The sequence below is a fragment of the Petrimonas sulfuriphila genome, assembly GCA_038561985.1.
Lineage (GTDB): Bacteria > Bacteroidota > Bacteroidia > Bacteroidales > Dysgonomonadaceae > Petrimonas > Petrimonas sulfuriphila.
In genome coordinates this window covers 2,130,874-2,155,694 of sequence record CP073276.1, presented here as the reverse complement: position 1 = coordinate 2,155,694, position 24,821 = coordinate 2,130,874, and the positions used below count along the sequence as shown (strand labels likewise).

At 39.3% G+C, this 24,821-nt stretch carries 25 protein-coding genes and 1 pseudogene; 5 read left to right on the top strand and 21 right to left on the bottom strand.

From position 1 onward, the window contains the following. Window positions 1-122: 122 nt before the first annotated feature. The 7 genes from KCV26_09000 to KCV26_08970 form a co-directional block, all read right to left on the bottom strand. Window positions 123-1,607 carry a bifunctional metallophosphatase/5'-nucleotidase gene (locus tag KCV26_09000; protein ID WZX35470.1) on the bottom strand — a complete coding sequence of 495 codons (1,485 nt, stop codon included), beginning with the start codon at window positions 1,605-1,607 and terminating at the stop codon, window positions 123-125. Beyond that, window positions 1,504-1,815 (bottom strand): hypothetical protein, encoded by a 312-nt coding sequence (locus KCV26_08995; GenBank protein WZX35469.1) that lies wholly within the window; start codon window positions 1,813-1,815, stop codon window positions 1,504-1,506. Before KCV26_08995 ends, KCV26_09000 begins: the two co-directional genes overlap by 104 nt. A 50-nt stretch (window positions 1,816-1,865) precedes the next feature. Continuing rightward, window positions 1,866-3,005 carry a hypothetical protein gene (locus KCV26_08990; GenBank protein WZX35468.1) on the bottom strand — a complete coding sequence of 380 codons (1,140 nt, stop codon included), beginning with the start codon at window positions 3,003-3,005 and terminating at the stop codon, window positions 1,866-1,868. A 138-nt stretch (window positions 3,006-3,143) separates the two neighbouring features. Next, a complete protein-coding gene (locus KCV26_08985) occupies window positions 3,144-4,214 on the bottom strand; it encodes a nucleoside hydrolase (protein ID WZX35467.1) in 1,071 nt (356 codons plus the stop codon). A 204-nt stretch (window positions 4,215-4,418) separates the two neighbouring features. Next, the gene (locus KCV26_08980) at window positions 4,419-4,679 is read right to left on the bottom strand and encodes a hypothetical protein (protein WZX35466.1); all 261 of its coding nucleotides are present in this window, start codon (window positions 4,677-4,679) and stop codon (window positions 4,419-4,421) included. Window positions 4,680-4,734: 55 nt separating this feature from the next. Next, window positions 4,735-5,025, bottom strand: a complete 291-nt coding sequence (locus KCV26_08975; protein ID WZX35465.1) for a hypothetical protein — start codon at window positions 5,023-5,025, stop codon at window positions 4,735-4,737. 230 nt (window positions 5,026-5,255) lie between these two features. Then, window positions 5,256-8,267, bottom strand: coding sequence for a response regulator (locus KCV26_08970; GenBank protein WZX35464.1), 3,012 nt, complete (start codon window positions 8,265-8,267; stop codon window positions 5,256-5,258). A gap of 186 nt (window positions 8,268-8,453) precedes the next feature. Between KCV26_08970 and KCV26_08965 the strand changes: the two genes are divergently transcribed. Beyond that, a complete protein-coding gene (locus KCV26_08965) occupies window positions 8,454-9,422 on the top strand; it encodes an IS30 family transposase (GenBank protein ID WZX35463.1) in 969 nt (322 codons plus the stop codon). 193 nt (window positions 9,423-9,615) lie between these two features. Here the strand turns inward: KCV26_08965 and KCV26_08960 are convergent, their stop codons facing one another. The 5 genes from KCV26_08960 to KCV26_08940 form a co-directional block, all read right to left on the bottom strand. After that, window positions 9,616-10,194 carry a hypothetical protein gene (locus KCV26_08960; GenBank protein WZX35462.1) on the bottom strand — a complete coding sequence of 193 codons (579 nt, stop codon included), beginning with the start codon at window positions 10,192-10,194 and terminating at the stop codon, window positions 9,616-9,618. A gap of 213 nt (window positions 10,195-10,407) precedes the next feature. Then, window positions 10,408-10,647, bottom strand: coding sequence for a DUF805 domain-containing protein (locus KCV26_08955; protein WZX35461.1), 240 nt, complete (start codon window positions 10,645-10,647; stop codon window positions 10,408-10,410). 196 nt (window positions 10,648-10,843) lie between these two features. Beyond that, window positions 10,844-11,599 carry an IS21-like element helper ATPase IstB gene (istB, locus tag KCV26_08950; GenBank protein WZX35460.1) on the bottom strand — a complete coding sequence of 252 codons (756 nt, stop codon included), beginning with the start codon at window positions 11,597-11,599 and terminating at the stop codon, window positions 10,844-10,846. Continuing rightward, window positions 11,565-12,380: a hypothetical protein gene (locus tag KCV26_08945; GenBank protein ID WZX35459.1), complete on the bottom strand. Its 816-nt coding sequence runs from the start codon at window positions 12,378-12,380 to the stop codon at window positions 11,565-11,567. Before KCV26_08945 ends, istB begins: the two co-directional genes overlap by 35 nt. Continuing rightward, a complete protein-coding gene (locus tag KCV26_08940; protein WZX35458.1) occupies window positions 12,355-13,044 on the bottom strand; it encodes a hypothetical protein in 690 nt (229 codons plus the stop codon). The genes KCV26_08945 and KCV26_08940 overlap by 26 nt, the downstream gene beginning before the upstream one ends. A 103-nt stretch (window positions 13,045-13,147) precedes the next feature. Here KCV26_08940 and KCV26_08935 point away from each other — a divergent pair. Both KCV26_08935 and KCV26_08930 read left to right on the top strand, forming a co-directional pair. Then, window positions 13,148-13,435 (top strand): annotated as a pseudogene (locus KCV26_08935) (transposase). A 111-nt stretch (window positions 13,436-13,546) separates the two neighbouring features. Further along, window positions 13,547-13,858, top strand: a complete 312-nt coding sequence (locus KCV26_08930; protein ID WZX35457.1) for an RNA-binding protein — start codon at window positions 13,547-13,549, stop codon at window positions 13,856-13,858. Window positions 13,859-14,560: 702 nt separating this feature from the next. On the opposite strand, the gene KCV26_08925 is transcribed toward KCV26_08930, so the two are convergent. The 9 genes from KCV26_08925 to KCV26_08885 form a co-directional block, all read right to left on the bottom strand. Continuing rightward, window positions 14,561-15,592 (bottom strand): hypothetical protein, encoded by a 1,032-nt coding sequence (locus KCV26_08925; protein WZX35456.1) that lies wholly within the window; start codon window positions 15,590-15,592, stop codon window positions 14,561-14,563. A gap of 90 nt (window positions 15,593-15,682) precedes the next feature. Further along, a complete protein-coding gene (locus tag KCV26_08920; GenBank protein ID WZX35455.1) occupies window positions 15,683-15,895 on the bottom strand; it encodes a hypothetical protein in 213 nt (70 codons plus the stop codon). 35 nt (window positions 15,896-15,930) lie between these two features. After that, the gene (locus KCV26_08915; GenBank protein WZX35454.1) at window positions 15,931-16,998 is read right to left on the bottom strand and encodes a TPM domain-containing protein; all 1,068 of its coding nucleotides are present in this window, start codon (window positions 16,996-16,998) and stop codon (window positions 15,931-15,933) included. 27 nt (window positions 16,999-17,025) lie between these two features. Beyond that, window positions 17,026-17,616, bottom strand: a complete 591-nt coding sequence (locus KCV26_08910; GenBank protein ID WZX35453.1) for a LemA family protein — start codon at window positions 17,614-17,616, stop codon at window positions 17,026-17,028. A 23-nt stretch (window positions 17,617-17,639) separates the two neighbouring features. Then, window positions 17,640-18,728, bottom strand: a complete 1,089-nt coding sequence (locus KCV26_08905) for a hypothetical protein (GenBank protein ID WZX38363.1) — start codon at window positions 18,726-18,728, stop codon at window positions 17,640-17,642. 95 nt (window positions 18,729-18,823) lie between these two features. Beyond that, the gene (locus tag KCV26_08900) at window positions 18,824-19,363 is read right to left on the bottom strand and encodes a hypothetical protein (GenBank protein ID WZX35452.1); all 540 of its coding nucleotides are present in this window, start codon (window positions 19,361-19,363) and stop codon (window positions 18,824-18,826) included. A gap of 13 nt (window positions 19,364-19,376) precedes the next feature. After that, on the bottom strand, window positions 19,377-20,597 hold the full coding sequence (locus tag KCV26_08895) for a hypothetical protein (GenBank protein WZX35451.1): 1,221 nt from the start codon (window positions 20,595-20,597) through the stop codon (window positions 19,377-19,379). 97 nt (window positions 20,598-20,694) lie between these two features. Beyond that, window positions 20,695-22,260: a DUF1565 domain-containing protein gene (locus KCV26_08890; GenBank protein WZX35450.1), complete on the bottom strand. Its 1,566-nt coding sequence runs from the start codon at window positions 22,258-22,260 to the stop codon at window positions 20,695-20,697. A gap of 87 nt (window positions 22,261-22,347) precedes the next feature. Beyond that, complete coding sequence (locus KCV26_08885; protein ID WZX35449.1) at window positions 22,348-23,496, bottom strand: SPFH domain-containing protein; 1,149 nt, start codon at window positions 23,494-23,496, stop codon at window positions 22,348-22,350. A gap of 337 nt (window positions 23,497-23,833) precedes the next feature. On the opposite strand from KCV26_08885, the gene KCV26_08880 reads away from it, so the two are divergent. After that, the gene (locus KCV26_08880) at window positions 23,834-24,010 is read left to right on the top strand and encodes a hypothetical protein (GenBank protein ID WZX35448.1); all 177 of its coding nucleotides are present in this window, start codon (window positions 23,834-23,836) and stop codon (window positions 24,008-24,010) included. A gap of 142 nt (window positions 24,011-24,152) precedes the next feature. Further along, a complete protein-coding gene (locus KCV26_08875) occupies window positions 24,153-24,410 on the top strand; it encodes a hypothetical protein (GenBank protein ID WZX35447.1) in 258 nt (85 codons plus the stop codon). Window positions 24,411-24,821 lie beyond the last annotated feature (411 nt).

Here is a 24,821-nt window from a genome sequence, read left to right as displayed (position 1 = left end):
TGTCATCTGTTTTATTAAAAGTTTTTACATTATTCTTGTTTATCGACCAGCCTATCGGCTACAAAAAATACTTCGTTTTTTCTTCCTACTCTTCCTACTTCCTACTCCCTATTCCCTACTCCCTACTTCACCATCTCCACCCTTGTCACTCCTCTATAACTTGGAATGGTTTTCAGCCCTTTAAGGTATTCAATGGTGGTTTCTGCTGAAGGACGAAACAGTCCCTGTCCGGGATCGTTGTGGTCGTATTTATAAACCGAAGCCATATAATCGTTCATGACTACGGAATACGTTTTGTCCATATCAAACGGTTTTCCGTCGGTTGTTAAAAGTTCCACATCTTTAAGCTTCCCATCGGGGTTTAGCATATAGCGCATAGTCATTCCCGAAGGATAAATGGGCAAATGGTCATCGAGTAGGAATGCACTGAGAAACAGATTGCGCATTTCGTGGCCTGTAAGGTTAAACAGCACTATTTCGTTGCCGAAAGGATCCATTTCATAAACGTCCTTGGTACGCACCGGACCTTTGGCAAGCGTTGATATACGAACCCCACCCGGATTGATAAAAGCAAGGTCGGTTCCCGAAGCAAAGCGTATGGCATCGGTCATCAGGAATCCTATTTCTTCGTAGTTTGAAAAATCGTCTTCGGCTATTGCGATGGTTTCGGTCAATGCCGGATTGTTGTTGTAGGCATCCACCATTGTTTGAATGTCGGCACGGGAATTCCCCTTCTTGCCCACGGTTAGCAACTGCATTTCTCTACCCACCTTTCCTTCGGGACCAACTCTCAGCTTAATGAGCGTTGCATATTTGAGTTTCCGTTCGGCCTGCGTAATCATAATTCCATTGTGGATTTGATCTTTTTCGACTTTGGTGTGCGAGTGTCCGCCAATCATTACATCTACGCTATTTGCCGGCAGTTGATTGGCTAATTTCACATCGTTTTCAAATCCGAGATGGTTCACCATCACAAATACGTCGCAACTGTCTTTCAGGAAGAGATATTCTTTGGCGATTTGAAACGGGTCTTTAAACCCAAATCCTTTTGCATTATCCGGGTGTGTGTCCGGAATTCCATTGTCGTTTATGTCCAAAAAGGACACAAAGGCTGTTCTCAGCCCATTTGGGCTTTTGATTATTACATATGGTTTAATGCGAAAATCGGGTGTTTTCGGCAGATCGATATTGGCACTAAGGAAATCAAACTTCGCTTTGTGTGTGATGTTTGCAAAACCCACAAGGCGGGAGTCAAACTCGTGGTTACCCACTGCCGACATATCAAATTTCACGGCGTTCATCAGCTCAATGATGGGTATTCCCTTTTCGGGATATTGGTCGTTTGCCGGGTTTCCTGTTTGATTATCACCACCCGAAATAAGCAATAAGTTGGGGTATATATTCCGCAAACTGTCAGCCATAAAGGCAAGCCGGGGGAAATTATCAATGGCTGCGTGCATATCGTTCACGGCAAGGATTTCTATCGTTTTTGCTTTGGGAAGCTCAGCTACTTTTACTTTGCGGTTTGTGCCACAACTTATCAAAAGTGTAGTTCCAAGCAGAGCAATACCGCAGATTAGCTTTTGTGATGTTGTTATTGTTTTCATTGTGCGTTTGTTTTTTAGTTTTAATGTACAAGTGATTTCCTTCGCTCAGGGCGCCATCGGGAGCTACGCTATTGCCATAGGCATCGGTCACGATTGGCATTTTCCGGGGCAGTTTTTTGTTGCGAGCCATGTAATAGCCCCGCATTACATCAAATACTTTGGCTCCGTTATGTATCGTTGCTTCCTCATCGTTGACAAATAGCTTCATAGTATTGTTTTATAGCGTTATGTTTTAAATGATTGGCGTTCAATTTCCACCTAAAATTTAAAATTGCTGAATTTAGGATGTGCTTTCATGGCTGCCGGAAGTTCAGGCGAAAGTTGATTGTTCGATAAATCGCATACAGTTAGCTTTACACATTTAGCTAATTCTGCAGGTATCTTGCCGGTGAGCTGATTTTGATTCAGTCTGAGTGTAGCCAAATTGAGACATGTGCCTATTTCAGACGGGATACTTCCAGTAAGTTTGTTTTGATAAAAACCCAAACCAATTAATTTACCTGATGCAAATAATTCGACAGGAAGCTTTCCGGTAAGACCACAATTGACTATAGTTACACTTTTCAGATTGGTCATTTTGGCCACTTTGTCGCCGGGTATGGGGCCGCCGGAATTGCTTAAAGCATTCATAATCAGGTATTCAAGATTTGTCAAATCCCATATTGATTCAGGAAATTTTCCAATGGGTTCTTTATTTCCACCTACAGATCCAATACTGAAGTCTACCTTAAGTAATGTTAACTTGCTTAGCCTGCCAACACATTCAGGCAACCCATTTACGGGTTGATTGGGCATTGAAATGGAAAGTTCGGTTAGGTCCGCTAACTGACAAATACTTTCGGGAATTTTACCTTCATATCCATGAAGTCCCAAAACCTGTAATTTGCTTAATTGTGAAATATTTTCAGGAATAACTCCACCAAATCCTTTGAGATATAATTTTTTCAAATCAACAAGGGTGGAAAGATCCGGCAATACCGGTTTATCCATTTTTGGCTTTGTATGCACCGTAAGGGACAAATTATTCAACTTTGTCAATCTCCTAATTTCTTTAGGGATAACATTAGGAGCATCGCATTCTCTGACAAAAACAAAAAGTTGTTCCAATGCAGTCAGTCCTCCAATCTCAGCAGGTAAAATTCCGTTTACATGGTCTCCTGCAATCCGCAATGCAATCACCCTTCCTTCATCATTGGTTTTCACACCTTCCCATTCCCCAATCGGTTTCTCACTAAGCCAATTCGTAGCTTCGGACCCTTTCCAGTTAGAACCGTTCATAGATTCATAAATTTTCACTAAAATTTCCCGGTCAGTCAATTGCTTAGGTGCAGAACCACTGCAACTGATTAGGGCTATGACCATGAACAGGCATGCCATTGTTAAAAATACTTTTTTCATAATTCCTTTTTTTTGAGTTTGTATTTTTCAGTCTTACTTTTGTTTTTTTTTACTTTTTTGGGGACGAGGGACGTGTGGGACGAGGGACGACTCCTCAAGCTACCTACTTCTTACTTCCTACTTCCAGGTTCCAACTCACTAAAACTCCCTGCAATAGTCTTCTACCATTTTCCACAGCCTGTCGCTATCAACGGTAAGTACAATGCGAGCCTCCTGCGTTCCCACCGGTTGATTGCGTTCAAAAGCGACCGATTGCCCGTAAGAGAAACCGAATTGCGAATTCACATCCACATAACGTGTGACTTCCTCTGTAATTAAGGTAGGGTCCATCATAATAGCTCCTGCAATTACGTTCCAGATATAATGCACATATTCTGTATCGTCGATGTAGAGTGCGTTTAAGAAGTTACGCTTCATCATCGCTTTCAAGTCAGGATTTTTAATGATATCAGTTATTTTCTTATACCTGTCTTTTTTAAACGGCATTTTTTCGCATGCATCCAATCCTACAATAATCTGTTCCTTGAAAGGAGAACGCAGACATATTTTTGCCGCCTCAGGGTCCATCCACCAGTTAAATTCTGCGGTGGGCGTAGTGTTTCCGGGTTTAAAGAATGAACCTCCCATGTAGATTACTTTTTTAATCAATGGAATTATTTCGGGGGCCATACGGACCGCTGTTGCCAGATTTACACATGTGCCAATGGCAATGATGGTTATTTCGTTTGGACTTTTCTTTACCTCATCGATAATAAAGTTGACCGCCTTCATATCCAAAGGTTTCGCAGTTGATTCTGACCCATATTTTTGCAAATACACCGATTCCCACGATTTTGGCTCGGGATATCCCGCAGCACCTACATAAGCATCGCCAATACCAAACAAAATACGCTCGTTCTTAATGGTTTCAAAACGGCTTGGAAATATAGGGTAGCGAATGCCCGGTACAACAGGAATATGAGATTTTCCAATGTCCTCCAACTGTCGGATGGCGTAGGCAGTTCCCTCAGGAACCCAGGTATTTCCAACAACAATGGTAACCCCTATAAGATCAATATTGGGAGCATTGGCAAGCATCATCATCGTGATGCCATCGTCAAACACCTCTACCATATCGGTGTCCAGAATTACTTTTTCTTTCTTTTGTGCTTGTGCAGTTGCCCCGAATAAAATCAGGCAGACGAGAGTGCTAAAAATCATTTTTCTCATAGTTGGAATTTTTAATAGGTTTGTATTTCATATAAATTTAAAAATAAAAGCCCAGTATTTATTTACATCTATTCATAAGCTCTAATATTGCAGCTTGTTGAGAGTGCAATTGCCAGTATTGAAAACAGTAGTGTTGTTGAAGAAAGAATAGATTTTTTCATCATTGTTTTAATTGTTTTAAAAGTTAAAACATTAAGTCCGAAGTCATTTGTACAAATCCATGTATTCAAAAATTATTTTAACCGCTTCTTCTTTCATATCTCTATTCAATGATCTATTCAGGCGAACATTGTTCGTTAGGTTATAAACCTCACTCCAATCTGAACCCATCTCTTTTTGCGCCTCAATGAGTGCACATATAATATTGGTTGTATAACTATTCTTATTCTTCCCTGTTGCTTTTTTAGCGTAAACAATCGCCTCATCAACATCAAAGTAATCATCCAGTGCTTTTAAGTAAGCCATACAAATAAGTAAATCACCTCCTGCTTGGTTAAGAAATTCATCACTGTCTTTATATCTATTTTTTTTCTTTCAAATATTCATAAAAGACGGTTGAATTATCTTTACCATTAAAATCCCAACCTAATTCATTTATTACGGCTATTTTAAATTCAACCGGATGCATACTTTCATTCAGATAATTCATTAATTCAATCGTTAACCTTCCTTCGGTTGTGGAAGCTAACTGAACTATTTTTGAATCTTTATAAGCTTCACTAATTGGTGTGGAAGTCAGGGGAGAATCTGCAAATAAATTTTGACTGAGTACAACTGCCGAAATCAGGAGTGCGGCTAATTTTGCTTTCATATTAATAAGGTTTTAATTGATCTTTTTGTACAGCAAAATTGAGATTAATCCATTATATATGTCTGTAAATATCACGCAGAAATTAGCATAAAGCACGCATTAACGTTTAAATAATTAGCACAATTAGTGCATTTGTTTGTGGTATCAGATTGATTATGTGTGTTTTGTATGTGCTAATTGGCTGTTGGCTTTTGGCTTTTAGCTGTTGGCTAATAGCTAAAAGCTAATTGCTAAACATGTATCTTCTGAAATTGCGATGGGGAAATTCCAAATTCTTTTTTGAATATGCGTGAAAAATAATTGGCATCATAAAATCCACATTCATGAGCAACTTCCGACATAGGGAGAGAAGTCTCCTGAAGCATCTTCTTTGCCTTGTTTAGCTTCACATGCAAAATATAAGACAATGTTGACTTGCCCGTTATACCATTCATTTTTCGATTGAGCTGCGATGTGCTTACCGACATTCTCTCAGCAAGATAGGCTGTGTTTAGATCAGGGTTTTGCATTTCAGTAAGAATAATACCTGTTATGACATGTAGATATTTGAGATTTGCTTCACTCTCTGCTCTATTAACAGTGTCGGTTGTTATGTTATTGGCAGACTCCATAAATTTTTCAATCAGCGTTTTGCGACTTTCCAGTATATTATGGATAGTAATGAACAGCTCCTCTGTATCAAACGGTTTCTTAATATATGCCTCGGCACCGCATCTCAAGCCCTTTATACGGTCTTCGTCGCTACTCTTTGCCGTAAGCATAACTATTGGAATATGATTGAGCATAATATTCTGTTTCATTTCGCAGCATAGCTGTGTGCCATCCATCACAGGCATCATCACATCCGTAACCACAAGGTCGGGGATATGCATTTTTGCAAGTTTCAAGCCCTCCTCGCCATTTCGGGCAACTAACACCCTATATTTTTCACTCAGTATTGTTTTAATATATGTGTTGACATCTCTATTGTCCTCAACAATCAAGATAATGTGCTGTTCATTAGTATTTCCTTCTTCATTAATATCAGTATATAAGTTGGTCTCTTTAGTTCCAACCCTTTGTTGGATCTTCGAGAGCGAGAAAGAACTCTTTTGCTCAAGAAGTGGCTCAATGTTTGTTAGGTTATTATTTTTTAATGGTAAAGTCACAATAAAAGATGAGCCTATGCCCAATTCACTGTCAACCTCAATTTCTCCTTTCATCTTTTCCACCATCATCTTGGTGAATGCCAGGCCGATGCCGTTACCCGATTCATTTTGACTATTGGTACTCTGATAAAACATCTCGAAGATACGCTTCAAGTCACTCTTTGGTATTCCATCTCCTGTGTCTGATATTTTGATCTTAATGGTGTCGGGGCGTTGTCCTTTTGAAACCACAAAGTCTATTTTATCTCCCTCTTTTGTATGTTTTATAGCATTTGATAAAAGATTGCCAATAATTTTATCGATATAGAAAGGAATGAAATCCATTTCTTGTGACTCTATCACAGAATAAAAAATAAGGTTTACATCTTTCTCTTTTGCAAAAAGCTTAAATGTTTCGGCCGACATTCTAAGATACGAAATTATGTCGCCACGTTTCCAGTTGGGAGCCTCTTTTCCCGATTTAAGTTTGGCAATATCAAGAAGTTGGTTTACGAGATTAAGCAAATTATTACTTTGTCTGTCTATGGCTGATCTATAAACATGCTTTTCTTTTTCGGATAAGTGTTTGCTGCTCATTAATAGGTCATTAAAACCCTTTATAACGGTTAGTGGAGTTCTAAATTCGTGTGTGATATTTGTGAAAAAATCGCTTCTGGTTAGCTCCAATTGTTTTAACGTTTTGTTGCTCCTAACGCGCTGTTTGTATGCATAATATAGTAGTGCTGTGATGATAATTCCTACAAGCGACAGAGCCAAGGTGAAATATAATGTCAAATGCGTCGACCGTTGTTTGGATTTATTCTCCGCCTCAATTCTCTGAATGTTCCTAATGTTTTTGTTTTGCTCGTAACTTAGGCGCACGTCTATAAACCTATTAGTTTTTTGCAATCCCTGCACGCTGTCTCGCATGAGTGATTGCAATTGATAGTGCTCAAGAGCTTTTTTGAAATCTTGTGTGCTCACATCAAAGTCGTGCTTAAGCAAATATATTTCGGCCAAATGTTCTGGCGATTTTATTTCATTTGCTGTTTGCTCTGCAAGACTGATATAGTGTTCGAATTCAGAAATATTATTGTCTAACAAATTAATTCTGGCAATTGAGATACATGCTTCCAACCAGTGCCATCTGTCGGATATTTGATGCATGAGGTCGTATGCCTGAATATACTCATCTTTCGCTTTTTCATATTTTTGCTCTCTTTCATAAAGCTTGCCTAAATGAATAAGGCATAGTCCAATTCCCATGTCCGATTTGGCTATTCGATTATGCTCCAATGATTTATTATAATAGGCATGTGCTGAGTCTAACTGTCCCCGCTCTTCAAAAATTGCTCCAATATTGGCATAGTTAATGGCCTGACCTATATTGCTTTTCAGCTTCAGCTCATCTTCCAACGCCATTCTGAAATATTTTTCAGCATGGTCATAATATCCAAGTGTCAGGCCCACGTTTCCGATTCCATTTAGAGAAACAACTCTGTTTTTCATTCCAACTCCCGGCACATGTGCCTGTGAATATGCTTCAGCATAATCCAATGCTTGATAATGATAATCTGATGCTTCGCCATGCGAGCCGATCCGTCGGAAGTCTGTTCCCAGATTATTGTATGCCTGCACTATTTCGATGGTATCATTGAGCTTCATAGCAAGTGCCAACTCTTCCTGATGATTATTTATTGCTTCGGTGAAACGCGAGTTTTCACGCATAAATACACCTAACTGCTTATAAACCAGCATTACAGCAAAATCGTTCTCCTCATCAATATATTGTTTCAGCAAAAGTTTCAGAGAATCTTCACTGTATCTGTTTCTGTATAAAACGGCGGAAATCTCTTTTCGATTTGCTTCCGCTTGCTGCAACTGTTTTTGAGCATCTGAGCAATCGCAGAAAAAACCAATTATCAGCAACACAACAAGTATAGCAAGTGAGGTTGGTGCTTTATATCTATTAATCCTAATTTTCATAGCAAACAAACAGGTATTTGGTCTTGTTTTTTCTCTGTATTGAAATATTTTAGGGAGTAGTAAACCAGGTAAATAGTTTTTCCTCCTTTTCTCAAAGATATTGTTTACTTGCGCGTTTATTCTATTCATGAACAGATTATTACTTTTTCATTTAAAATTCCATCCATATATTACATTTGTAAATTCAATTAGTAAATGCAACTTTGACGGCAGGATAGTATAGATTATTTTTTCAGAGCTAGGGAGGAAAGACTCCCCCCCTTTGCTCCGATGGAAAAAATGACTATAATTGTTCTCCGCCTAAAGTTCACATTTATGAGTCATTTAACCAGGGAACAAAGATATACTATTGCATCGATGTTGCAAAACGGCTATAATCAAAAAGAAATAGCCCTTGTTATTAAAAAAGATAAATCAGTTGTCAGCCGGGAGATCCGCCACAATGCAGATGCCCGATCCGGCGTTTACAGAGATGATTTAGCTCATCGTAAATACCTGAAGCGTCAGGAGTATAAAGCTAAAACCAGAACCTTCACACCTGAAGTAGAGGAATATGTCAGAGATAGATTGCGTCTAAAACACAGTCCTGAACAAATTGCAGGTGTTGCCAAAAAGAACGGGGATAAATGTGTGTCACACGAGCGAATCTATCAGTTTATTTGGCAAGATAAGCGAAAAAAAGGAACGCTGTATCTTGATCTTAGAAACAGAGGACGTCGCTATAAAAAGCGAAGTGTGATTTACGATAAACGGGGTATAATCCCCAATCGCACAGACATCTCTCAAAGACCGCCTGAAGTTGAACTGCGCGAACGCTTTGGTGATTTAGAAATTGACCTGATTATAGGTAAAAATCACAAAGGCGCTATCTTAACCATCAATGACAGAGCTACCGGATTCGGAAAACTTCGTAAATTAGATGGAAAAGATGCTCAGCAACTTGCAACGGCTACCATTGATTGTTTGATGGAATGGAAACCTTTCCTTAAAACAATCACATCTGACAACGGGAAAGAGTTTGCCGCTCATGAATTGGTAGCCAAACATTTAAATATCGATTTCTTCTTTGCTAAACCATATGCAAGCTGGCAAAGAGGTTCGAACGAAAATTTTAATCGCCTCGTCAGGCAATATATACCGAAAAAAGTTGATTTTGATTGTATTCCTACAGATTATATTAATTTTGTGGAATATCAACTCAATAATCGACCCAGAAAAAGATTCAAATACGAATCGCCAATGTTTATGTTTAATCAATTATTTTTCATTTTTCTATTTTTTTAATTGAACTCTTAATCTGTTCCCCTCTGACAGCCTGCCATCGTGGGCTACACTGTTTCCGTATCGATCCTCAACAGGAGGTAATGGATTTGGAATTTTGAGCTTTCGACGAACATAATATGCTCGAACTGCATCAGCGACTTTTGCGCCGCTGAAGAGTTCAACCTCTGTTCTATTTACAATGACTTTCATATGGCTAATACTCTATTTCACCCTCTCTTGTAGTTTTTATAAGTCGCCAGTTTTTGCTTTTAGCAATATCCACCGCTTCTTGCGGCACCTCATTCAAATCTTCTTCGGTGTCATAACTCACTTCTGCTACAGCACCTCCGGGTTTTTCAACGTGTTGTACTGCTTTGAAAAGTTCAATCATCGATTTTGCACTGATTTCATTATCTTGACAAATAATTCTTCTTAATTGATTGAATTTCTTTGCTTTAATCGTTTTGATTTTATTACTATCAATCCAAAGTTCTTTTAGCTCTGCATTATTACTCAAATCCAATTCTGTCAACTCATTATTTGCTATTTGCAAATCGGTTAACTGAACATTCTTTGTTAAGTCTATGGATGTAAGTTTATTACTAGTTGCTTGTAACTCCTTTAGGTTTGGGCATTTTGAAATATCCGAATTGGTTATTTTCTTCACATTCAAGTTAATATAGCTTACATCACCATAAATGGTGAAGGTATTGGCATCTAAGATTCCTTTAAATTCTGTTAGCTCATCGGGATAAATCAGTTCCCCTTCATCCTGAACTTTATCATTATTCAAATCAACCCAAATGGCTGCGGTATCATTGGCGCTCCGCTCAAAATAAAACGAAAATAGTGTGCCAACCTCTACTTCTGTTGTAATGGTGATTTGTGGGTTTTTAGATTTCTCAGATGAAGTGCCACCTCTTCAAGACATTACCAACACTGAAAGAATAGCCACTATTATGTAATACCTAGTTATACTCTTCTTTTTCATAAAAGTAAATTTATATTATTTATCAAATCTATTCGGACCTGGCTCACTATCTTTGATAGCCAATAGAATAAACCATATAGATCCAATAAGTGGAATCATATTTACCAGAATCCATCCTCCACCTTTGCCAATATCGTGCATACGGCGTACTCCAACTGCAATTGAAGGTATCAATAAAGCTAAAGCGAATAATCCCTGAATAATCATAAATAACATCCTAAGCAGTTTTACTCCACCCAGGATATTTATAAACATAGATAATACTACACTAACAATAATGTAAACAAGGATATACTACCAAAACTCTGTTTTATGTTTATATTAACCCAAAAGTATACCATTATTCCATTCCAAAAGTATACCATTTTAATTTAATCTCAAAGTTTATTTAACTCTTGGTGGCGGTACCGCCACCAAGAGTTAACGGGTGTTCTTATTTTTACTTTTTTCTTCATTGCTCTGTCATCATTTTTTTTGTTTCTTTCAATCTGTATGATACTCCGTTCATATTTACAAGATATGCCTTATGGGTAAGCCTGTCTACAAGTGCTGCCGTAAGAACAGGATCTCCGAAGATCTCTTCCCATCTGTCAAAACCTAAGTTTGTTGTTATGATGGTTGATTTTCTTCCCACCCTCAAAGAGAGATGGTTAAACAACAGCTCTGCTCCCTGTTTATCGAAAGAGATATAACCAAACTCATCACATATTACCAGGTCATACTTTTCAAACTGGTTTTCTACCTGTTTTAAGGTGCGTTCAGATTGCGACTCTCGCAGCTGGGTAAGCAGACGGTGTACGGTTGTAAACAGTACTTTATACCCCTGCATACAGGCTTTAAGTCCAAGCCCTATCGCGATATGGGTTTTTCCCGTACCCGGGTTTCCCGCGAGTATCACATTCTGTGCTGAAGCTATGAAGTCTAATCTCTCAAGAAGCGGCAGTTTCTCTCTGGCACCCTGAGGCAGCTGTTCACGCTCAAGATCGGTAAGATACATTTTAGAAGGAAACCGTGCATTTCTTATCTGTGACTTTTTACGATTCTCCGACTTAGCCTCCCATTCACGCTCCATAAGTTTAAGGAGATATTCCTCATAATCGATTCTGTCTTTGGCAGCCTCGAGGGCAAGCTCTTTATAATCACGCCTGAAGACAGGCAGTCTGAGAGCCTTGCTATATTCTGTTATTTGATTGTTTATATTGTCCATTGTCGTTTGTTTGATGCATTAATTCTGTAATCCACGATAGCTGTTCTTTAGCCTTTAGGGTTATATTGTCTTTTGTCTCTACTGTTGGTGCTACAAAAGACTTATTCCCCAAAAGAGCACGCAACTTCTCGAGAGTGGCATGATTACCACAGGTGCTGAGTAATCGCTTCACTGACTCTTCAAGCTTTTCTTCACTTACCATATGATCACGACAGTATGATAGAAGCTCTATAAACTCTCGCGATTCATTTTGGAAGAGATTAAAATAAAGATTCCGAAGGTAATGGTTGCCTGCCAGAGCCTGACTCCCGACAAGGGCTCCCGGCTTTTTCTTAAATGTGTCAAGGTAATGCTCTATATCAATAACCCAGTCATGAGACTTGTAACTTCTATGATGAATGGCAACCCGTTTGTTTTGAGAGTAGATATGCATCTGTCTGCTTCTGACGCTAACATCAACAAACAACCCTACGAGATTGTCGGGTACCGAATAACGATTGCCCTGATAACTCACAGTTGCATATTTATCTGCCCTTAACTGAATCTGTTCACTGCAAATCATTACCGATGATGGATGTTTTACCAGAACCTTCTTTTCTTCCGTCAAAAGCTCCCCGGCACTCTTGCCGGTTCCCTGCTGCTTCGTGGCATTAAGCTTCTTTAAAATGGAGTCTAGCCACTCCTGTGCTTCGATCGCAGAAGCAAAGCTGTCTTTGGGTGCAAAGGCCTTGCGACGCACGTACTCAACGCTACGCTCAACGTGACCTTTTTCGTTTTGCAACAGCAACCCGCATGTTATCATAAACCATCTCCCGGTGTACACCACCTATCTGACGGAAGAAGCGTGTATGTGCTTCCATGAAAGAGAGTGTGTCCTGACGGTGATAGACATAAGCATACCGGTAATTACTGTAGGCACAGGTGAAAACGGCTAAATGCAGACTTGTGCGTTTACCACCTATCAGAAGTTTGATTTCTCCCCAGTCAAACTCACATACATCACCTGCAAGGTATGCCTGACGGATGTATGCTTCTTTTGAGGTCTGACTGTTTTCTTTAAACCTGATATAATTGCAAACAGTGGAGTACCCAACATCAAAAACCTGTCGAAGAAGTTCTTCATGGATGTCTTTCTTTTTCATCATCTGCTTGCGTAATCCATCTTCCAGCTTCACTTTGTTTTTCGAAAGCAGCTCATCTATGATCTCTTGTACATCGGTTGTTAGCTTGACTTTTTGGCGAGGTACAGTCATATTATAAGCAGGCTTGTCTGATAAAGCGATGGACTGAGCGGCTTCTTTAGAGCAAACAGACTGTAATAATGCTTCATGCTCTAAAATGTACTTTTTTACAGTCTTACGATTGATCTGCAAATCGCGGGCAATGGTGCGCTGGCTCTTACCCTGCCGAAAGCTGTCAATAATGATTTCTTGTTTTGTATACATGCTTATCATTTGTTAAGAACGGATAGAATCCATTCATGGTTGTAAGTGGTATACTTTTCGATTAGAATATGGGGTATTATTTAATTAATATATACAAGAGAGCCTATTCAAGCAACTAAAGCAAAACTTCCCTCTTCGTTATTTTTATGGTGAAAGTGCCAATGCTATAAAGATACAAGTCTGGTGTACATTGATAGCCAACCTGCTGCTGATGTTGATTAAGTGCAGCGTAAAGAAGTCTTGGAGCTTCTCGGGACTAGCCACAATGATAAGAATTCTTATGATGTACTACGTAAACTATAAAAGTATCCTCGAATATCCAGAAAGAGATTGGGATGTGATGATTGAAGAAGTTATCAGACCACCAAACCACCTTTCGCTTTTTGATTAGAGGGCTTGGAATAAAAAACGCACTTCTCAATCACCTATTCATAAGTGATTGAGAGATGCGTTATGCTCTTTTCTGAGTTTTAGCGGACACCAATAAATTAATTATTATTACATGAACATTTTTGTTGCAGGCTTAAGTTACCAAATTAACGAAGCCGATTTAAAAGAACTTTTTGAAGAGTACGGAGCAGTATCTTCAGCGAAAATTATTACAGACAGAGATTCAGGCCGTTCAAAAGGTTTCGGTTTTGTTGAAATGGATGACGAAGCAGAAGGACAACGTGCTATTGAAGAACTAAATGACGCAGAATTCGACGGTCGTACTCTAGCAGTATCCGTTGCTCGTCCACGCACAGAGCGTCCACAAGGTGGTGGAGGTTACAACAGAGGCGGTGGCGGCGGTGGTCGTAGAGATAGATACTAAGTATCAGTCTTAATTAAAAAAGAAATTATCGGAGCTGCATCTTAATTGATGCAGCTTTTTTTGGCTCAATACTGAAAATGGTTTCTCTGGTTTTAATCTTTTTCTTTCTATCACATTCAAAAATATTTCGATCAGTTGAAAATTGCATCCACCACGGTGGAAATGTTTACAAACACATTATACTCCCCTTTTTGTCCTTATTCGGACAAATTATTACTTAAAAATCCAATTCTCGATTGAGAATTGGATTTTTATCAGCTACTTTTTTAATTTTCATCAGCTTTTCCTTTTTACTCAGCATTTTCCTCCCATATTTGTTCAATAAAGCACCACTTGGGCGATTCAAAACATTTCTACGATTGTAGATTTCGTTTTCAACAGATGAACGTCCAATATGCTCCCGTAGATTTGATTTCTAACTTTTTTATGATGCTTCCTCCCATGAATTGTGAAAAATATCGGACTATTATTTGCAATTTGACACTTTTCGGAAACGTGAAAGTAATGTGAGTGTAAGATAAAGCTTCTTATTAGTAACTAAAATGTAAATATGTTTTAGGTTTAGGTTGATTGTAAAACTATATAATATATTATGATAGTAGTTTGCTAAAAACACTATTGGGATATAGTGACTTTAAAAACATTTGATTGCTTGTGAAAAGTCTCCATTTAATCAAACCTCTCTCTCATCTATCTTGTTCTTTAATATGCTGCAACAAATTTATAATCAGTACCGTCCCACTCGCTATATACATGATACATTTTGCCGTTTGTTACGGTTTTGGCGTGGATAGTGGTGGGTGTAGTAAAATCTTGATTACCCCCGGGAGAGAGTATTCCTTCCAATTGTGGTACTTCAACTAGGCTTGCTACCCACCTATAAAAAACGATACTTTCGCCGGCTGCTAATTTTTGTCCGGTAAAAGGCAACCAACTGTATTCATTGATTTTAAACCACAAATCTCTACCTCGATCTATGGTTGAAGATTTATATGAGAATGCTTGCGTGGAAACATCAAAATATCTGGTATTGGTGCCATGATAACCGTTCCACGCCCACTTCGTGCCTTGTGGATTGTCTAATTTTAGTTCTTCTGGCATATCCATCTCTACTCCACTACTGTTCTTAAAGTGTAGTGCCATCATCCAACCACTATGCTTCAAGTTGAAGGGGACAAATGCTGGCGTTGAGCTATTTACGATATTGGCTTGTGAGAAATAGAGCATGGGGCGTGCTATCCCTTTTCCGGTACTTCCCATCTTATCAAGTGTGATGCACTGCTCTTCACTGTTCTCCAGTTCATATAACATCGAGCCATCTTTGAAATAGCCACCGTTATCATCTCGCGTATCTGTTTTTTGATACACACCAAAGAGACAGAAGCTGGCATTGTTAGGAATTTCGCTTGGCACGGTAATGGTAAACTGGGCAGACTTACCATTGTTAGAAATACTACTTCCCACTATAGGGGCATCGTTGTGATAATAAGTACCATCTTTCTCAAAGCAGAGCATCAATTTGTCACCCTCTTCCCATTTGAGGTCTAAACCATAGCTTCCTGTTTCAGCATCGGGTGTAAGCGATACACGTGTTTGAGCATCATCGTTGGCTTCGGGCATTGCAGCACTTACAGTGAATGTGCGGTTTTCTTGTGCTTCAATTTCTAAATTGTCTTGTGTGCAGCTCACCATTATCATGGCAAGGAGTGCGAGTGTAAATAATGTTTTTTTCATTTTTTTTTACGATTTGTGCGGTTTGACTTGAGAGCATTATAGTGTAACTGTTTGCCAATTAGTCCCCTGTTTGTAATTACTAATTATCTGTTACCAACCTTCACCAGGCATACTTGGCAAATCACTACTTCCACTTTGGAGGATGTTTTGCTCCAGTTCAATGTCGATAATTTCGATGTGTGGTGCAGCGTATGTTGTTGCTCCCACTTTCTCTGGTAATGATACTCGTAATTTCTCTTCTCGATAATTTGAATTGTTAGTTACAATCTCTTTGAAATTTTCAATAATCGAATTTGTGTTCATAATTTTTGTTTTTTAAATTAGTAAATAGTTCAATTTTAAAACTTAGTGGATGCTCCGCCGCCTCCACTTTTTCCTCCTCCCCACGAACCTCCCTTAGTAAAATTACCGCTTCGGTAAGTGGTATTATTTCCGCTGTTTGTAGATTCTGTTTGTGGTTTCACATATTTATAAGGAACCAACTCCTTATGCACAAATCCACATTTAGAACAAACGAACTCATACTCTTTCATGCCATCCTGTCCAGGTATTGCCTGTTGCTTGATTATGGGTTCTCCCTTTTTCAAGCTGACAGTGCCAGTTGATTTGCAACTCTGACAATCAATCTTTGCATTCTTGGCACCACCCTTGAAAAGTCTGAATAGGATAAATACAGGAAAAAATAATACGGCAAGCAAACATCCCAATCCACCAGCTGATTTCTGCTTGATGGCACCTAAATAGGGTGAAGATTCTTCAGATACTTTCTTTTTCTTTCTGCTCTCATTAAAAGCTAATGCTCCTACACCTAATACCAGCCAGATGATAATTGGCAAAGTCATGCTTTTTGCGTCAATGGGTTCTTTTATAAGTTCAGAAGTTCCCTTAAGAACTTTTTCTATCTCATCCACCCCCGCAATCAGTCCTTCTCCATAGGCATCTTCCTTCAGAAACGGTATCATTTTTTGAGCTTGAATCAGTTTTGATGTGCCATCACTCAATGTGCTTTCTATTCCGTAACCCGTTTCAAATACAATTTCTCTTTTCCCATCAGCTGTCAGAAGCAAGATAAGCAATCCGTTGTCTGAATTTTGATCGCCTAATCCCCAATAGCCGAATAATTCTGTTGCAAATTCTTTTGCAGAAGTGTATTGCTCATCAATATCAGGAATTACGACAATTGCCGTCTGAACATCTAATGATTCTCTTATCTCAAATAGTTTTTTGTTCAGTATTTCCTTGTCATTGTATGTGATCACCTGCTCAGGATCTGAAATGAACTGTTGAGCATCTCTTAGCTGCACATTGGGCACCTCTCTCACCGTGTATTGAACTTGTGCATACGAAACTAAATTAAGCAACAGCAGAAACACTATTGTCAAAGATTTCAAAATTGAATTTCTCATACCTGTTTTATCTTTTAAGTTGTTATATTAGAATTTCACATCAGGTTTTGTATCACTGTCGGGAGCAGATTCAAAATAATCTTGTTTCTCGAACCCAAACAATCCGACAACCAGATTTTTTGGAAATCGTCTTCGGTAAGTGTTGTAAACTCTCACTGTTTCGTTGAATCGCTTTCGCTCCACCCCTATTCTATTTTCAGTGCCTTCCAGCTGTCCTTGCAGCATGATGAAATTTTCGTTGGCTTTCAAATCGGGATAGTTTTCTACAATCATTATTAATCGAGACAGTGCATAGCTCAGCTCTGCTTGTTTTTCACTGAATTGCTGTAAATTCTCTGCATTGAGCTGGTCGCTCTCGATGTTTGTATTTGTGGCATTGGCTCTTGCTTCAATCACCTGTCTGAATGTTTCTTGCTCGTGCGAAGCATATCCCTTAACGGTTTCAACCAAGTTCATTATCAGATCGGCTCGCCGCTGGTATTGATTTTCTACTTGCGACCAAGCCATTTTCACGTTCTCTTCGCGTTTAATTAGCCTGTTGTATGTCCCCCAAAAAAAGGGAACAATCAACAGTAATACTGTGAATATTACGAACCAAATGATTATTTTTCTACCCATACTTTCTTTTATTTTTTTTTCTGTTACCCAAGCATCATTATCAGTGCCGCTATAACAGCTATTATTGCAGCTATCAGCAATATAATCTTGGTTTTATCTTTTGGATATTCACCAATAACCTGCCCGGTACGACCATTTACCACAAATTGATAGAGTTTACCGTTGAATTTAAAGGCACTGATCCAGATCGGCAACAGCAGCAGTTTGAACATCAAGTTGTTGTATTGTGTGTTTTTACTGCTAACCTTTTGTTTGTTGCCTCCAATGTCAGAGCGGATAGTACTATCAATCACATTATCCATTTTCTCTTTGGCTCTATTCACTCCTTCTCTGAAATCAATTTGATAAATTTCGGTGATAAACCCCGCCATAAACTCCTGCCGATAGGCCACACAGTTCGTCATGTCCCAGTTGGTTAGCTGGTTCATAATTTTGGGTGGAAGTGTTTTTGCCGCGGGAACTACTACATCATCAAAAGATACTGATACATCTCCCCGCGCAGGATACCAATCTGTAACAGTGCGACGAACTTCTTCTCCTTTGTTGTTGCGAGAAGTTTCAGTACGGTCTTCGCCACGTTCGCCGGTATAGTCGGTATAGGTATCGGCATCGTAGGTCCAAAAAGGCAGATATACACCTTTGAACATCTCATTGTCCACTCCTCCTTTTTTTAGCTCCGATGGCAGAAACCATTTCTTTCCCAGCCATTTTGTGAAATTTGCACTACTCTGTTTTTCGGTTATTTTAAACGGAAGCAGATATTTCGGTTGCCAAAAACGCTTTATGGATGCTTCGTCTAATATAAGAGGCGTAGAACAAAACACGCATTTTGCTGCCGAAATATTGGGAGCCAATGTAGTATTGGCGCCACATTGCCGGCATTTTATTTCAGAAACTTCTACGGTTTGATCCTCGTTGTTTTCATTGGCACGGTCTTTCCAATAGTTGAAATCGTTTTCTTCTATTTCGGCGGCTGTTTTATCGAGCTCTGCGCTCTTTCCACAATACACGCATTTCAAATCTTCATCGGCAGGTGAGTACTGCATTATGCCACCACACGCTTTGCATTTTGTCTGCAAAGCATCGGTTATAGGTTGTTTTATTTCAGTCATTGTACCATTTTTCATTTCCATAGAATTTAGTTTAATCAAGATTCGATTTATTGATGTATTTAAAGAAGCAGTACATTATGAATCAACCAGCACCATTACTCAATCCCAAATTCTTTAGCGCTTAGGGGACGTTGTTCTTTAAGTGTCTCAAAATTCAAAAAATCCATTATTGAGAACAAATCGTCAAACTTTCGTTCCAAATTTTCACTTGCGTAAGTTTCAAACTCATGTTGTCTTTCGTCTAACTGTTTTTCAGTATTTGCTGTAACTTTAGGATCTAATTTGTCTAACGCATCCCATGAAGCAATAGCACTAGTCATTATGTAATCTTGACGCGTCTCTTCGTCTTTTTTGGCGAGGACTTTTCCGTATTCAATCATCTGCTTTGCAGAGCTGTCATATAGTTTATCGATCTCCTTTTCAAAACTAGCATCTATTTTTGAATGTTTATTAAGCAGGTTTCCGACTTCCTGAAACACACGGGCATAAATTGCCGCTGACTCTTGAGCAAACTGCTCTTTGGTTAGTTTTTCTATTTCATCCATATCTTTAAAATTTGGTTGTGAGCTGCTTCCACCGCATCCATTAAGGATAAATGCTGCAACTATAACTGTAAGTAGAATTATTTTTCTCATTGTACTGTTTTTTTTATTTTCCTGTATAATTTACCGCCCTGTCATCTGTGCCAATGCCGAAGGCTTCCACCGCACCATACTTGTCGCTACCCGCATAAGGCTCAATAAAACTGAGTGTACGCATAGTGTATCCGCCAGAGCCGTTTGGTAGGATAATTTTGGTGTTGATTCGGCGGTGGATGATTTGTCCGAGTGCGTTTTTTTCAACCCGCCATGCCGATTCTATAATTACGAGTTCTTTGATATCCCACGATGGGTATGCTTGGCGTGCAAGTTCAAGCATTTTGGCTTTCAATGCAGGATTGTTCATCTGCGAAGCGGGTATGGGTAGTTTTTCTTGGTTAGCCAATGAGTTTATTTGTCCTTCCGCCATACTTGAAATTACAATATTCGCAAAATTATGTTCATCCCACTGCAATGATTGGTCTCTACGGTCAAGTAATCTGCGAATACCAATTAATTGAGCTCTCTCATAATCGTATATATCTGCTTTAGCGGGCGTAATTATGGGGGTTCCATAATCATCGTAAATTACGAAGTGCAGTTTCCCATCTATATTTCTGATACTGTTCATTCCTAAGGGTAACGATTTTAAGGTAAATCTATTTTCTCCCACTTTCTCAACTTCATATCGTTGCGTTACATAGCTTTTAAGAACGCCAATGTAGTGTTCATAAAGTTCGGACTCTTTTTTTATATTTTGTTCTGCACTGAATTTTTCACTATCGGTAAATAGTTTTCCCACATCTGATTTCATACTAAATGTGCCGGGTGTAAATAGAGCCTCATAAATAGATATGTTATCGTTATTTCTGTCTTCTATTTGTTTTTTTATAGCCTCCAACTCCTCAGACGAAAAACGATAAATACGTAGTACAAATTCATAATGATTCATCTTGTCGAGTGGCTTTGGATTTGCATTTTCTTTTTCAAAGTCAAAAGAGGCACCTCCTTTGTCAGCAAAGGAATCATACGCCCAACAAGTAGGTGGCCTCAGGCTTGGGTCTTTCATTTTCTCGACGGCTTGGCGCACCTCATCAGACAGACCGGTCATAGAAACCGACATTTTTGTATCCAATGTTGTGTTGGACGCACCTTCGGTTGCATTACTCGCTGCTTCTTTTGTCTCCTTTTTCACTGTTTCTTTGGCTTTGTTGAGTAATTTGCCAATTTGCGCTTGCGCCGCACCCTGTACGGCAAACACAAGGATTATAATTGCAATTATTTTTTTCATTTTTTTGTGATTTTAATTATTTACGATTCTCATTAATTTCAGACCAATTATATTTATAGTTAATCAAAACGTTTGCAACACTATAAATAATGCAGCATTAATAAACCCTTTGTGCTCCGTAGCCTTTCACAGCTCCAAAAAGGTCAAATACCTTATCAAACGGATATCGATTGCCATACATGGAAACACGTATAGTTTCAGTGCCTTGCATATTCATTCCCAATGCCGAACGAAACTGATTTACTGATGAATTGGGATTAAAAGAAGAGGTTTGTGAGCCGGTTATTCCTATAAATCCTTTCAAATAAGGCACATCTATCTTTTTGCTGATGGCATTTACCTCTGCTTCGTTCATCTCACGATTATTTTCATATTTATGCAATTGGTTTACGTCCTCAAAATTCTTTGCTAAAACAAATGTCCATCCGCCGCCACCAGATGGTAGCACCATATCGCCATTGCGGTTTCCAAAAAACAAGTTGTTCCACGCCGAGGTTACCCGTTTGGCTTCTTTGGATTTATCAGCATCCACATAAGCGCGATCCAGACCGCCATAATTGGAACAGCCGATTATATTGTTATACACATCGGCGTCAATACCTGTCATATAGCGGAATCCATATCCCATATCTTCCATGAGTTTATCTCGGCACCAAGTAAACAGCACGGTATTCTCGTGAAATGAAATTTTGGATGTATTGGGTAGTGCCAGTCCGCCACGCACCTCGCAGGCAGCCATTCGGTTTGCTACAAACACATTGTTGTAAATATCAAAATGTCCGCCTTTACAGGCCATCTGTATGGCGAAGTGATATCCGTTGAGAAATACACAGTTGCGGACGGATAAATTTCCCTCCATCTCACCGCTGATAAGCTGAAATGCGCTTTTCATACCCTCGGGTTTCATAGTAGGCACGCTCGCTACCGATTCGCCAACAACCAGGATACGTCCTGTTTCGCATCCCTCAGGAGCAGCGGCTACCGGATTGTCATAAATCGGAGCTAAATAAGCATTGATTTGTCCGCGGTCGAAAATGATACCATCTACTAACACTACACCATTCCGTTTACCGACTACACGAATATCCATCACCCCTTGATTGCCCGAAGTCATTATCTGAGCTGGTCCTGGTTGCATTGTAGTACGAAACTTTATAGGGTCGCGTTGCGAAAAATCATTGGAATAGCCTCCTACGATAGAAACATACTTATTCACCTTCACCCATCCCTGATCCAAATAACCGAGATAATTGCCTTCGGCAAGGCAAATAAGGGCTCCTTCTGGGGCTTCATCAATGGCTTTTTGCAAGTCTTTGAGTGGCGATGATTGACTGCCGTCATTGCGGTTGCTACCATTGTTTGAGGACACGTAAATGGTTTTTGATCCTATGGGGATTTTGCCCTGACTAACCGATTTACGGCCGGAGGAGGCTCCACCGGATGAGGCATTTGATATGCCTTGATCGAGTTTCTTTTCGCCTCGATCTAATGCTTTGCGGGTTTCGCGTGCCGCCTTTTCTTTAATCTTTTGCTCTACTTGTTGCTCGGCAGATCTTTTGACTTGATTGCCAAGTTTTTTCAAATTGATTTGTGCATCAACTGTAAAACTGAATGCAAGTAGGAATGCTATAGCCATTATTGCTTTGTAAGTTGTTGATTTCATTTTTATTTGTTTGTTATGTTTGTTTTGTAATTTCTTTAGTGTTCTCTTCGAAATAGTCAGAGCAACACTTTGTGGTTTCTTTTTAATTTACAATGGTGGCGGCACCGCACCAAATAGTTGCGATAGTTCCTGCACCGAGTTTGCCGCAGCCCATGCCGGCATTCCGGCTGTCCACACCAAGGTGTCGCGGGTAAGCTGTCCTTGCTGAATCATTTGCTGAAGTTGCGATACAGGGAACGGACCTTGCTGCACGCCGCCCACTGCCACGTGATACGTCGTTTGTTGCGGCATTGGGGGTGGAGTAGGTGCAGCCTGTTGAGGTGGCTGTTGCCCTCCGTGAAACTGTCCTGCTTGTGGATTCATCATCTGCCCCGCCATTTGTCCTGCCATAGCCAGTCCAATACCTGCACCCATCGCATCGCCGGCAAGGTTGCCACCTCCGGCGGGATTGTTTGCCGAATCTTTCAACGAATCTGCAAACTGCATCTGGGTATAAGCGGTCATATTGCCAATCACGCCCATGCTTGTGCGGCGGTCTAATGCCTCTTCCACAGCCTCTGGCAACGAAATATTCTCTACCAAAAAACGGGTCAGATCGATACCATATTCAGCAAAGTCATCCTTGAGACCGATGGTCAGTTCTTGCGAAAACTCATTCATATTGGCTGCCAAATCTAATGCGGCTATTTTAGATTCGCCCAAATAGTCGGTAAACTTGGTTATCACAAAATTGCGAAGCTGCTCGCTTATGCCTTCTGTGGTGAACTCGCCACTTGTGCCTGCCACATTTTTTATAAATGGAATGGGATCTTCCTGTACACGGAAGTTGTATGAACCAAATGCACGCAAGCGGATGGGACCAAATTCAGGGTCGCGCATCATAATAGGGTTTGCCGTTCCCCAACGCTGATTCAAAAACTGCTTGGTGTTTACAAAATATACATCCACCTTGAAAGGCGAATTGAAGCCATACTTCCAACCACGAATGGTGGTGAGGATGGGCATGTTGGAGGTGGTTAGCTCATGGCGACCAGGCTGAAACACATCCGCAAATTGTCCTTCGTTTACCAACACCGCCACCTGCGTTTCGCGTACCGTGAGCTGTGCTCCATTTTTGATTTCAGAATTGTAACGTGGAAAACGCCAAATCATGGTATCGCTCGTGTCATCTGTCCATTCGATAATATCAATAAATTCACCGAATGCTTTTTGTTTGATTTTGTTGAAAAGTGCCATAGCTTTTTGCTTTTAATTATTGATTTTATTTTTCAAATTCCTTTATTGCAAATTTGAGATATATCAATAATTATTATCTGCACTTATCACGCAAATAATAGCATAAAGCACGCATTAACGTTTAAATAATTAGCACAATTAGTGCATTTGTTTGTGGTATCAGATTGATTATGTGTGTTTTGTATGTGCTAATTGGCTGATATAGGTTGACCGTTTTCAAACAAAGATCATTATGTTGAAAACAGGTAAACGCGTGCGACATCATCGAAGATTTTCGGAAGATTTCAAGTTGAAAATTGTTCGTGATTATGAATCCGGTTAATATTTTGTTCCAGAAATGGAGAAAATTTACGATATTTCGACCTCACTTATTTATAGGTGGATTTATAAGTATTCTAAGTATAACAAAAAAGGTGCCCAAGTAGTAGAGATGAAAGATAGTAACGCTGAAAAGATCAGACAAATGGAAGCTCGTATAAAAGAGTTGGAACAAGCTGTAGGTCAAAAGAAATGAATATTGACTATTTAGAAAAGATGATTGATTTGGCCAAAGAGCATTATGATATGGACATAAAAAAAAACTCAAACATCCAACGCTCTGGTGGTTCCAAGACAACAAAGAAAAGTTGAATTATAGTTTAAATAGTCTTTATAATATGTTGAATATAAGTAAGCAATCGGTGCATCAAAGCAGAAAGCGACAGGAGTTGTTCGACTCTGAATTAAAAGAGTTGATATCTCAGGCAGATATTATCAGGGGTGGGCATCCGGGTTGTGGAGTTGAGAAGTTGTACGAAACCTTGAAGCCCCAAACAATGGGTAGAGATAAGTTTTGTGAGATTTTCATGGATTTAGGATATCGTGTAAGAAGGATAAAAAAACTACACAAGGGCAACTATTCCTCTATGGTTTAAACTGAATTAGTTTCGATTTAATCTGACAGTTAAGGGCAAAATACTTAAATTTGTAATATCACAAACAAAATAAGTTTCACCCTTAAAAACTGTCAGAAATGAATACAGAGACAAAGTTAATCAAAAAAAATTAGGACAGCTTATATTAGCAGAAGAAATAGTTAAGATCCGGCTAAGTCATTTGGGTGATGTCTCTCAGGCATGCAAGTAATTAGGATACAGCCAAGTTACTTTCTGCTGATACAAAGAACTAGTGGAAACTGGTTGTATTACCCTCCCCAAATAATACGAAAATAAATCTGATAGGGATAATTTCACTATCGGGGTGTTTAAACATAAAATTCCGTATAAATAAAATTTTATTTTCAATTGTTTGTTGTGCACATACAGGAATAAAAAATCTCTTGTGCG